We start from the raw sequence: 11,686 nt of genomic DNA on the forward strand, positions 1-11,686 counted from the left end.
AACGATACAAGTTCTTACCTCGGTTTCTTCATTTCACACACCATCAGAGCTCTCCCTGCATCAGAATGTCATCATCACCATAAACCGCACGCCCCATTTGTTCGCATCGGGATGATCCAGATAATTCAGACGGCGGACATAGTCTATGTGCAATATCTTGAAAATATTGTGAATACCCACAGAGCATTCCATGTACGGGGTCTTCGGGTCCATCACAAAGCTGGTAGGACGTCCGTCACGGGTCGGGAACAGGAAGAGTTCGCTGTCACCCGGATGCTTCATCGGATTGTTCTTATCTGTCAAATGACCATACAGCATCTTGAAGCCGATCGCCTCACGCCACTTCAGTTTCTTCAGCAAAGGAATACGGTTGAAAATCTTACCGTTCAAATCCCACGATACATCCAGAGAGGCGTAACGGTCGTTCAGGAACTCCATATTATTAATCAAGTTGAAAGTCTCGCGCTGCAGGATATAAGACAAGTTGGCCGCCGGCATAATCAGCAACGGGAACGGAACTTTATTCCACTGCGCACCGCCTTTCACGAACATATCAATCTTACCCCATGACGAGAACCAGAAACGCTTGTACAACCCTACTTCCGTCAGATTGAAGTTATACTCTCCGCCCAGCACACCCTTGAAACCGGTCGTGTGCGACAGCGTGAATACCGGAGCGTCAAAAGAAACCGGTATACGGCGTTGCTTGGTATTGACAAATGTCTCACCCGGAGCGTAACGGAAGGCCAAGGAGGCTTCCATGGTCTGAATCTCAGGAACCAACGTTTTCTGGTCATCATTCGTTATATAGGCCAGACCGCCGGTAGGCTCGTCCGTGCTGTGTTTCACTTCCACCGTGGTCTTCAAACCAAACTGCGTCTCGTTCTCATACTTCAAGGCGATATTCCGCACGTAGGACATCTGGTCCACCGTAGAAGTCTTGAAAGAAACGAACACATTATCCTTGTCCGTCTTCAGGAACTTATCCGTGGGCGACATCACATCATACTGATAGCTGAACGTGATAGAGTTCTTCGGGAACTCGCGCGGCAGGTATTCCTTCTTGTTGAAAGAGTATTCCACCTCACCCATATACTTGGAACGATGATCCTTGAACCCGTAAGCATAATATCCCTTGAGGAACAGATGCGGATTCAGGTTGGCCGTGGTCTGCGCGCTCATACGCAAACGCAATCCGTCGATATAGTTATTGGAGATCATGGTGTTTACCGGACCGATATCTACCTTGCTGGGGTTGTCCTTGGTTCCGGTCTCCACAAAGTTCTCGATAAACGCTTTCAATACAAAAATCACATATTTGAATCCCGGCATCTGTTCCAGACGCTTCACCAGCATATCCATAGAACTCTCGGTCTGCGTAAGCGGAACCGGCCGGTATTGATTCCAGAAATCGTCTCCGCGCATCATGGCGTCCGCCTCTTTGATCTCGGCCCCCTTACGCTTGAAAAGTTGCTGCGGAAGCTCATCGAAGGCATAATCGGAATAACGGGTAGTCCTTCGTATCTGGAATCCTTGCATGATCTTCATCAAGGTCATCTCCACAATCATGTCATCGGTCTTCAACACCCACTCCCCATTAGGCAATTGCTCGAACTCCTGAATAATATCCATATTGTCCACAAAGTTCACTCCCGATTTCTTGGGCAGATTCATCGTACATTTCTTCACCGTATAAGATGAATCGGCCAGTACATACAGATGTCCCGTGAAACCGAAATCCTGCGAGTTATTGGGGACAAAGGTGAGATGGAAGCACTTGTCCTTGTCCACGAATGTGGTGTCCATAATGTAAAACTTATAAAACGAAATGGCGTCACTAGACGAAATAGGACTGATGAAAGGATACTGCAACAGACGGATATCGTTATCATAAATATTCACATCCGTAAACACATCCTTCAGAACCGTGCTCAGCATATCTCCTGTGGCAAACAGCTCGTTCACCCCCGTAGAGCTCATCCCTTTGATAATGGTCTTCTCACTCTTGGGATGTTTACGGTAAATTTTCTGCGAAGCGGTCTCGTCCACCGAGATAGGAAGGATGAATTTATTGGTTTCCTCACAAAGTTCGATCTGGTCTTTCAGGAAAGGCATCTTTTTATACATACCTTTTTCCAGCATTTCGGGGGTCACATCATTCAGTGACATTGTGATCTTCTGATACTTGTTGTACTGATAATAGTCATTCTCACTCAGCTTGTTATTGTTCTTATGAGCAATCACTTTCTTCATCAGTTCCACAGCCGGGTTATTCTTACGGGAGTACTTCTCTCGTTTGGGCTTCACCACCACTTCGTCCAGCATGATATCGTCCGGCCTCATCCTCACATTCAGGTTCTTGGTGACACCGGGGATTATATTCACTACTTTTGTTACATACCCCACTGCCGAAAAGGTGAGTTTGTTCCAACCTTTACGGGTTTCGACCTTATAATGTCCATCATTATCGGTAATGCTTCCTACGCCTTTTCCTTCATAAAAGACTGACAAGTATGGTATTGGATCATTCGTCAATGAGTCAGTTACAACGCCTTGTATATTTTGAGCTGACACCGAGATGCAGCATCCTAATAACAAAAATAGTAAAAACGACTTGATGTATTTTGTCTTCATTCTTTTTACCGCTATTCTTATGAGCCAGCAAAGTTAAGCATTAACTTAAAAGAAAGTTGCTAATATAAGCTAATAATTACAGAAATCTTACATATTGACCAATAAATAGGTGAAATTTAACACTGACAGAGCCTTTATATAGAAAAATAAAAAAGGGGTCTTTTCACAAAGCCCCCTTTTTAAGTTTTCAATAGGTATTAGTTTTTTTTTAAGGTAAAAAGATTGTTTTCAGGATAACGATGCAAATATGGAGCCTTTTTTTAAACCAGCCAAATAAAAAACTATGCCATACAACATGTTTTTAGAAATTTCTGTCTTTTTTGGCAGATTATTATTCAAAATGCTCTTTATCGGCCTCATTACATATACAAAGATAGCAAAAGTTTAATTTGAAACAGCATTTTAATGAGTTTTTTCTTTTCCCAAGAAATGTTCGTCCACTTTATCGCGGTGTTTCAACACCTTTGCATCTATAAAGAAAACAATCTCTTCAGCGATATTAGTTATATGATCTCCGGCACGTTCCAGCTTACGGATAACGGTGCCGAGTTCCAGGCAAGTCAGGAAATTATCGGGATGTGTTTCCAGATATTTTGTAAGCACGGCAGGGGCAGCCGCATTGATTTCGTCCAGAAAGTTGTCCTTACTGAATACATTGAGGGCTAATTCCAAATTTTCTTCATTCAATGCGTTCTTAGTCATTTCGAGCATACTGAGCACTTGTCTCAACATCTCTTCTATACGCAGACTGTGGAGCAGTTCACTATCCAGCACTGTTTCCTCGCTTCTTACCACAAAACGGGCTATGCCTTCGGCAAAATCTCCCAAACGCTCCAAATCACTGTTTATTTTGAACATGGCCAGCACAAAACGCAGGTCAATGGCTACCGGATTGTATAGAGCGATAGTGTCCTCTACATCACTGTCAATTTTCAACTCGAACGCATTCACCCTTTTCTCACGGACAATGACTTGCTGTGCCTGGTCACGGTTAAAGGTCAGCACGGCCTCTCCTGCCCTATCCAGCTGATTGTAAACCAATGTCCACATCTCGTTCACTTCCTTCTTCAGTGATACAAGTTCTGATTCTATAAATTTCACCATATTCTTAATTCTTGTTTTGTTTATTATTATTTCTTTCACCGCAGATTGCGCAGATTCACACTGATTTTAATTTTTCGGACAGAAGAATAAAAAGGCAAATCCGTACCCATTACATCTGAAAAGCAAACAAGCCTGCATCGAGCTGTGGTACATAAATTCCATTTTTATCTTATCTCCCATTGTGCAACGCTGTGATGAATGCTTTATCCGAAACGTCCCGTAATATAATTCTGGGTCGCTTCTTTGCCCGGATTCGTAAATATCTTCTTCGTATCATCATATTCCACCATATTGCCCATATAGAAGAAGGCTGTTTTGTCACTGACACGCGCGGCCTGCTGCATGTTATGAGTGACAATAACGATGGTATATTCTTTTTTCAGCTCATGAATCAACTCTTCTACCTTGGCTGTAGAGATAGGATCCAATGCCGAAGCCGGTTCGTCCATAAGCAGCACCGAAGGAGATACGGCCATGGCACGGGCTATACACAACCGTTGCTGCTGACCGCCGGACAGAGCAAACGCAGACTCTTTCAACTTATTCTTCACCTCATCCCACAACGCGGCTCCTTTCAAGGTTTCCTCCACCCTGTGGCGGATAAACTCATTATCTTTCACCCCATTTACCCGAAGCCCATAGGCCACATTCTCGAAAATGCTCTTCGGAAACGGATTGGGACGCTGGAATACCATTCCCACATTCTTGCGCAACTCATCCACCTGCACGGACTTGTCGTATATATTTCTCCCGTCAATCAAAATCTCCCCCTCCAGACGAGAGCCGGGAATGAGGTCGTTCATGCGGTTGAACAGACGGAGGAAGGTGGACTTGCCACAACCGGACGGGCCTATGAAAGCCACCACCTCTTTCTCTTCAATCGTCATGCTTATATCTTTCAGTGCTTGAAAATCACCATAGAAAAAATTTACATGTTTTGCATCTATCTTATTCATATTCTTAATGTTTTAATAATTTGCTGATTTGTCAATGTGCTAATGTACCAATACCCGTGCGGTACACAGCGCAGCCAATCGGCACATTGACAAATTATTAATTCGTTTTTACTTTATTGGAGAAATATTTGCGAAGTGCATTAGCCAACAGGTTTATAATTAAAATAATGATTATCAATACCAACGCCGTACCGTATGCCAAAGGAAGCTGTGACTCCATATCTGTTCCACTGGTAGAAATCACATAAAGGTGATAAGGCAATGCCATACACTGGTCCAGAATGCTGTGTGGCAGTTGTGGCAGGAAGTAAGCGGCACAAGTGAAAAGGATAGGCGCCGTTTCACCCGACACACGTCCCAAAGCCAGAATCAGTCCGGTAATGATGTTGGGCATCCCCATGGGCAGAATTACATGCCAGATGGTTTGCAACTTGGTCGCGCCCAAAGCCAGACTCCCTTCACGGAAGCTGTCGGGAATCGCCTTCAAGGCTTCTTCGGTGGTACGTATCACCAAAGGTACACAAAGCAATCCCAACGTCAAAGAACCGGCCAAGATACTGTCGCCGAACCCCATGTATTTCACAAACAGTGCCATACCAAACAAACCGAACACAATGGACGGAATACCGCTCAAGTTATTGGTCATCATCCGGATAAAGCGGACCAGCTTGCCTTTCGGCGCATACTCGTTCATATAAATGCCACTCATCACTCCCACCGGAAATGCGAACAGCGCACTGCCCACCATCAGATAAAAAGTACCTACAATGGCCGGCCATATACCGCCACCCGTCATACCGTCACTGGGAGCCGTGGTCAGAAACTCCCAGCTGATTACTCCTATACCTTTATATATAATAAAACCGAGAATGGCGAACAGAATGAGGACAATGCTATAACTCAGCAGTTTGAAAATACCGAATGCCAGCCATTGCGAACGTCTTTTACGCGCCCCTTGCCGGGTAGGGAAAACATCTTGCTTCATATTTTAAATACTTAATTAATCATTTGTCAATCTATCAATATACCATTGGCTGCGCTGTGTGCCGCATGATCATTAGCACACCGGCAAATTAGTACATTATTTATTTGTTCTTGATGAAATATATTCTACACTAAAGTTGATAAGCATCGTGATGAAAAACAACACCACTCCCAGCAGGAACAGAGCTTCATAGTGCGCGCCGCCGGCGGGTGCCTCTCCCAGTTCCGCTGCAATAGTCGCCGGAATGGTACGAAGCGGTTCCAGAATAGTGGTAGGTATCACAGCCGCATTTCCTGTAACCATCAGCACCGCCATCGTCTCGCCTATGGCACGTCCGATGCCCAGGACAACGCCCGAAGTGATTCCGGAAATGGAAAACGGAATCACCACCTTATATATAGTCTGCCAACGAGTGGCGCCCAATGCCAGACTGGCCTCGCGCATGGCACGGGGACAATTCCGCATCGCATCCTCACTTACGGTAATGATAGTAGGGAGTGCCATGATCGCCAAAACAATACTTCCGGCCAATCCGGTCTCGCCCACAGGCAGATTAAATACTTTCTGAATAAGCGGTACGATAACAATCAATCCGAAAAACCCATAGACCACGGACGGAATACCACTAAGCAATTCAATAACCGGCTTCAGAAAACTACGGGTCCGATGGTCTGCCACCTCGGACATATACACCGCCACCGACAAGCCGAAAGGCAAAGCGAACAGGATGGCAAAGAAACTCACCCAAAGCGTACCCGTAATCAAAGGAAGAAATCCGAACTGAGGAGCGGGAGTAGCCGTAGGGAACCATTCCTTTCCGGCAAAAACCTCGTCAAAAGAAATAGACTCGTCTTTCAGCAGATGCCCCCGAAAATCCTTTTCTATAAACTTGGAGGGAACAAAGGCGATGATGCCTGGATTACCGGCAACGATCTCGCCGATGCACCGGGGAGCCTTCTCGTATTCGGCTCCCAGCTCTTCCTCCGAGAAATAGGAGGTGATATCCTCCAACCGGAAAACTTTAACCTCTGCGTCCGGTCCTCCCAACTCTTTCCAGTTGGTAATCTCTTCGTCAAAAACATCTTTTATTTGTGCCGCACTCAGTTCCTGTACCGGATTGGCTTTATTCACCGCCAGTACATACCCCTCTTCTATGACTTTTTTATTAAAAAGTCCCAGAGCCTCCGCAAATAAGAATACGACAATCAGCAAAATAGTAATGCTCGTTATAAAGCCGCTGCAAGTCAATATCCCTTCTACAATCTTTTCCCAAACTCGTTTCATACAGTTTTAGTCTTCTATTTTAATAACTGATGCAAAAAAAGCCTCTTTATATTAAGGTGATATGAAAGAAGCTTGAAGTATTTGCTACAATTATATTACAAACTTGTTACAGATAAAGAAAAACCTGATCTTATTACCATTTTCCCGCAGGAACAGATTCAATCCACCCTTGCCGGCGAATATTACCCGTAACAGAATCGTAACACACCAGTAAAACAAATGACACAAGAAAACGTTTCTTTTGCACACGAATTAATATAAGAACTTATGAATCAATTAAAAGCTCTATTTCTTTTTATTCTATTGGCTTGTAGTCTGAATATTACCGCGCAACGCATAAAAGGTAGTGACACGGTGTTGCCCGTATCACAAGAAACAGCCGAGATTTTCATGAAAGATGATCCCGACCGACGGGTAACCGTCACCGGCGGAGGAACCGGAGTGGGGATTTCCGCCCTGATGGACAACACAACAGATATCGCTATGGCTTCCCGTCCCATCAAATTCAGCGAAAAGATGAAACTGAAAGCCGCCAAACAGGAAGTGGAGGAGGTAATTATAGCGTATGACGCCCTGGCCGTCATTGTAAACCCGTCCAACCCTGTCAGCCAACTGACACGCCAGCAACTGGAAGCCATATTCCGCGGCAAGATAACCAATTGGAAACAGCTGGGGGGACCCGATATGAAAATCATTGTCTATTCTCGCGAAACCTCTTCGGGAACTTACGAATTTTTCAAAGAAAGCGCCCTGAAGAACAAGAACTACATGAGCAGCAGCTTGTCCATGCCCGCCACCGGAGCCGTGATCCAGTCTGTAAGCCAGACCAAAGGCGCTATCGGCTATGTGGGACTGGCCTACTTGTCTCCCCGGGTGAAAGCCATTGCCGTTTCCTATGATGGCGGCAAGCATTATGTACTGCCCAGCCTTGAAAACGGAAAGAAGAAACTTTACCCCGTAGTACGCCCTCTTTATTACTATTACAATGTAGCCAATAAGGAAAAAGTGACCCCGTTCATTGACTACATCCTGTCACCCGAGGGGCAAAATATTATAAAAAACGGTGGATATATTCCTGTGAAATAAAGGATATCCCAAAAAGAATGCGTACTTTTGCAGCAAAAGTGTAAAATTGATATCACAATGACTGAAATGAACGCTACAGAAGCTACAGAGAAGAAAAGTCTGAACTTCATTGAACAGGCAGTTGAGAACGACCTGAAAGAAGGTAAAAACGGAGGGAAAGTACAAACCCGCTTTCCGCCCGAGCCGAACGGCTACCTGCACATCGGTCATGCCAAAGCCATCTGTCTGGATTTCGGGATAGCTGCACGCTATGGTGGCGTATGTAACCTGCGTTTTGACGACACCAACCCGACCAAAGAAGATATGGAATACGTGGAAGCCATCAAGGAGGACATCCAATGGCTCGGATTCCAGTGGGGAAACGAATATTATGCATCCGACTACTTCCAGCAATTATGGGATTTCGCCGTCAATCTGATAAAGGAAGGAAAGGCTTATATAGACGAACAGAACTCCGAACAAATCGCGGCACAAAAGGGAACTCCCACCCAACCCGGAACCGAGAGCCCTTACCGCAACCGTCCCATCGAGGAAAGCCTGGAACTGTTCAACAAAATGAACAGCGGTGAAATAGAAGAAGGCAAAATGGTGCTCCGTGCCAAAATAGACATGGCAAGCCCCAACATGCACTTCCGCGACCCTATTATTTATCGTGTGGTAAAGACTCCGCACCACCGCACAGGCGAAACCTGGAAAGCATACCCTATGTATGACTTCGCACACGGACAGAGCGACTACTTTGAAGGAGTAACTCATTCACTGTGTACCCTGGAGTTCGTACCCCACCGTCCGTTGTACGACCTGTTCGTGGACTGGGTAAAAGAAGGTAAAGATCTGGACGACAACCGTCCTCATCAGTATGAGTTCAACAAACTGAACTTGAACTACACCTTGATGAGCAAGCGTAACCTGCTGATTCTGGTAAAAGAACATCTGGTAAACGGTTGGGACGACCCCCGTATGCCGACTCTCTGCGGTTTCCGCCGTCGCGGCTACTCGCCCGAGTCCATCCGCAAATTTGTAGACAAGATAGGTTATACCACTTACGATGCCCTGAATGACTTCGCCCTGCTGGAAAGCGCTGTCCGCGAGGACTTGAACAGCCGTGCTACCCGTGTATCGGCAGTCATCAATCCGGTGAAGCTGATCATTACCAACTATCCCGAAGGACAGGTGGAGGAAATGGAAGCTGTCAACAACCCGGAAGATCCGTCGGCAGGCACACACACCATCGAATTCAGCCGCGAGTTGTGGATAGAACGCGACGATTTCATGGAAGATGCCCCGAAGAAATATTTCCGTATGACTCCGGGACAGGAAGTGCGTCTGAAAAGCGGATACATCGTAAAATGTACAGGCTGCAAGAAAGACGACAACGGCAACGTGGTGGAGGTATATTGCGAATACGATCCCGACAGCAAAACAGGAATGCCGGGCAGCAACCGCAAAATCAAAGGTACGATCCACTGGGTAAGCTGTGCACACTGTCTGCCTGCCGAAGTACGCCTGTATGACCGCCTGTGGAAAGTGGAGAACCCGCGTGATGAGATGGCCGCTATCCGCGAAGCAAAGAACTGCGACGCACTGGAAGCCATGAAAGAAATGATCAACCCCGATTCGTTGAATGTATTAACCAACTGCTATGTAGAAAAATATCTGGCCGATGCCAAACCGCTGGATTACTTGCAGTTCCAGCGCATCGGTTATTTCAATGTGGACAAAGACTCTACACCAGAAAATCTGGTGTTCAACCGCACCGTATCTTTAAAAGATACCTGGAGCAAAATTAATAAATAAAAACAAGCTTATGAACTATGACATGTCTTCTTACTTTGAAGACCCGGAATTTAAAGAAGCATTAGCAAGATACGAGGGTATGGTGGAAAACCATACCCCCGCTTATTTTGAAGCTGATGAACTGACCGATATCGCCGAATATTACGCCTCAAAAGGAAGACATAAAGACGCTGACAAGGCCATAAATCTTGCAATCCAATTGCACCCTGATAACATAGACGCCCTGATTTTCCGGGCACGTTCCTTGATGCTGCTAGGAAAAAAAGAAGAAGCCCAAATGGTGATGCAGCTCATCAACAACCCTGCCGACCGTGAATTCAGATTCCTGCAAGCCGACCTGCTGATAGAGGAGGAACACATGGAAGAGGCCGATAAGATATTACAACAACTGGCCATGGACGAGGAGTATGAACTGGATACGCTGCTAGACATCATTCTGGACTACGTTGACGTCAACCAGAAAGAATACGCCAAGAAGTGGATCGACTGCCTGTTTGCCCATTTCGACATGCAAACCCTGCCGGAAACCAACCAACGTCTTCGCGACGTGCTGTGCGATTATTACAGTACTTTCAACAAACCGAAGTTGGCTATCCCTTACCTGAACATGACTCTGAACGAGTTTCCCTATTCCGTTCAGCATTGGAACGAACTGGGTAAATGCTATCTGCAACAAGAGCAATACGAAAAGGCGCACGAAGCTTTCGATTTCGCATTAGCCATTGATGAAAACAACACAGAGACATTGACCTTGAAAGCATTCCTTTACAGCCAGACAGCAAATATCAAGGAATCTATCAACTATTATCTCCGTCTGGAAAAGGCGACAGAGAAGAAACCTCCCGTTTATATGGCATTGGCTGGTCTCCACTTCGAGATGAAGGATTACGAAACCGCCATGAAGTATACACAAAAGCTGCTAAAACAGAAACAGGAGATAACTGCATTCGAGCTAACCGATATATATAGTATCGCAGCCCTCTGTCATGTAGCCCTGGGACATCCTGAAGAGGGATATATGTATCTGGACCAAGTGCTGAAGCAGAACGGGAACGATGCGGAAACACGTATCTATGCCGGACAGTTTTTCACGATAATGGCAGGCAGCAAGGACATCAGCGAGGAGGAAAGAAAGAATAATATCGACAAGGCGGAGGAACAATTCAACCTCGCCCTGGAATTCACCCCGAAAGAGGAACGGATGGATATTTTGTTCAAAATCGGATCCAAATACTTCGATGAACATCTCTTTGAATATGCCAACCGGTATTTTGAGCAAATAAACAAAGAATTCCCCCACAACGCCCATAGCACTTATTTCTTTCTGATTTATGGCTATCTTTATTTACAGCAACCAGGTCCGTTCATACACTATCTGGCTAAAATCAATAAAGAACTTCCTGATACGTATGCAGCTCTGGGAGTTGATGAAAACGCACAGTTTCCCGACCAGTTATTCAACGAAGCGATACGCGTAATCAAGGACGATATCAGCAAAGGCAAGCTAAACTTAAACAATTATTTATAATTATTTTATGGAATCAGTTGCATTTATTCAATGGTGTCTGGACCACCTGAATTATTGGACAATTACGTTATTAATGGCCATCGAAAGCTCTTTTATCCCCTTCCCCTCGGAAGTGGTAGTGCCTCCTGCCGCTTACAAGGCAGCCGGAGGCAACAGTGACCTGAATGTATTTCTGGTAGTTATATTTGCGACAATCGGAGCCAATATCGGCGCTCTCATCAATTATTACATAGCCTATTTCGTAGGCCGTCCGCTGGTTTATAAATTCGCGAACAGCCGCTTCGGGCACATGTGTCTGATTGATGAAGCCAA

The 11,686-nt window shown here is 45.5% G+C and carries 8 protein-coding genes and 1 pseudogene; 4 read left to right on the top strand and 5 right to left on the bottom strand.

The genetic code is table 11. From position 1 onward, the window contains the following. Positions 1-60: 60 nt before the first annotated feature. From AB5935_RS10525 to pstC, 5 genes are all read right to left on the bottom strand, one after another. Positions 61-2,634: a DUF5686 and carboxypeptidase-like regulatory domain-containing protein gene (locus tag AB5935_RS10525; protein WP_038610306.1), complete on the bottom strand. Its 2,574-nt coding sequence runs from the start codon at positions 2,632-2,634 to the stop codon at positions 61-63. Positions 2,635-3,036: 402 nt separating this feature from the next. After that, entirely contained in the window at positions 3,037-3,738 is a 702-nt protein-coding gene (phoU, locus tag AB5935_RS10530) for a phosphate signaling complex protein PhoU (RefSeq protein ID WP_007840270.1), read from the bottom strand. A 203-nt stretch (positions 3,739-3,941) separates the two neighbouring features. Then, the gene (gene pstB, locus AB5935_RS10535; protein ID WP_007832424.1) at positions 3,942-4,694 is read right to left on the bottom strand and encodes a phosphate ABC transporter ATP-binding protein PstB; all 753 of its coding nucleotides are present in this window, start codon (positions 4,692-4,694) and stop codon (positions 3,942-3,944) included. Positions 4,695-4,791: 97 nt separating this feature from the next. Further along, on the bottom strand, positions 4,792-5,679 hold the full coding sequence (gene pstA / locus AB5935_RS10540) for a phosphate ABC transporter permease PstA (protein WP_368327422.1): 888 nt from the start codon (positions 5,677-5,679) through the stop codon (positions 4,792-4,794). Positions 5,680-5,775: 96 nt separating this feature from the next. Beyond that, positions 5,776-6,963 (bottom strand): phosphate ABC transporter permease subunit PstC, encoded by a 1,188-nt coding sequence (pstC, locus tag AB5935_RS10545; protein ID WP_038610352.1) that lies wholly within the window; start codon positions 6,961-6,963, stop codon positions 5,776-5,778. A 267-nt stretch (positions 6,964-7,230) separates the two neighbouring features. Here pstC and AB5935_RS10550 point away from each other — a divergent pair, with 267 nt between their 5' ends. The 4 genes and pseudogenes from AB5935_RS10550 to AB5935_RS10565 all read left to right on the top strand — a co-directional run. Next, positions 7,231-8,049 (top strand): PstS family phosphate ABC transporter substrate-binding protein, encoded by an 819-nt coding sequence (locus AB5935_RS10550; RefSeq protein WP_038610355.1) that lies wholly within the window; start codon positions 7,231-7,233, stop codon positions 8,047-8,049. Positions 8,050-8,106: 57 nt separating this feature from the next. Next, positions 8,107-9,846, top strand: a complete 1,740-nt coding sequence (locus AB5935_RS10555) for a glutamine--tRNA ligase/YqeY domain fusion protein (RefSeq protein ID WP_007832413.1) — start codon at positions 8,107-8,109, stop codon at positions 9,844-9,846. 10 nt (positions 9,847-9,856) lie between these two features. Then, entirely contained in the window at positions 9,857-11,374 is a 1,518-nt protein-coding gene (locus AB5935_RS10560) for a tetratricopeptide repeat protein (RefSeq protein ID WP_007846471.1), read from the top strand. A 7-nt stretch (positions 11,375-11,381) separates the two neighbouring features. After that, positions 11,382-11,686, top strand: a pseudogene (locus tag AB5935_RS10565) (DedA family protein); the annotation flags it as partial.

The organism is Phocaeicola sp. RTP21198st1_B8_RTP21198_201120, from assembly GCF_040929485.1.
In the GTDB taxonomy this organism is placed as follows: domain Bacteria; phylum Bacteroidota; class Bacteroidia; order Bacteroidales; family Bacteroidaceae; genus Phocaeicola; species Phocaeicola dorei.

What these genes read in the sequence shown, in the direction of transcription:
- AB5935_RS10525 (WP_038610306.1), bottom strand. Translation starts at nt 2,634, where the DNA reads ATGAAGACAAAATACATCAAGTCGTTTTTACTATTTTTGTTATTAGGA.
- phoU (WP_007840270.1), bottom strand. Translation starts at nt 3,738, where the DNA reads ATGGTGAAATTTATAGAATCAGAACTTGTATCACTGAAGAAGGAAGTG.
- pstB (WP_007832424.1), bottom strand. Translation starts at nt 4,694, where the DNA reads ATGAATAAGATAGATGCAAAACATGTAAATTTTTTCTATGGTGATTTT.
- pstA (WP_368327422.1), bottom strand. Translation starts at nt 5,679, where the DNA reads ATGAAGCAAGATGTTTTCCCTACCCGGCAAGGGGCGCGTAAAAGACGT.
- pstC (WP_038610352.1), bottom strand. Translation starts at nt 6,963, where the DNA reads ATGAAACGAGTTTGGGAAAAGATTGTAGAAGGGATATTGACTTGCAGC.
- AB5935_RS10550 (WP_038610355.1), top strand. Translation starts at nt 7,231, where the DNA reads ATGAATCAATTAAAAGCTCTATTTCTTTTTATTCTATTGGCTTGTAGT.
- AB5935_RS10555 (WP_007832413.1), top strand. Translation starts at nt 8,107, where the DNA reads ATGACTGAAATGAACGCTACAGAAGCTACAGAGAAGAAAAGTCTGAAC.
- AB5935_RS10560 (WP_007846471.1), top strand. Translation starts at nt 9,857, where the DNA reads ATGAACTATGACATGTCTTCTTACTTTGAAGACCCGGAATTTAAAGAA.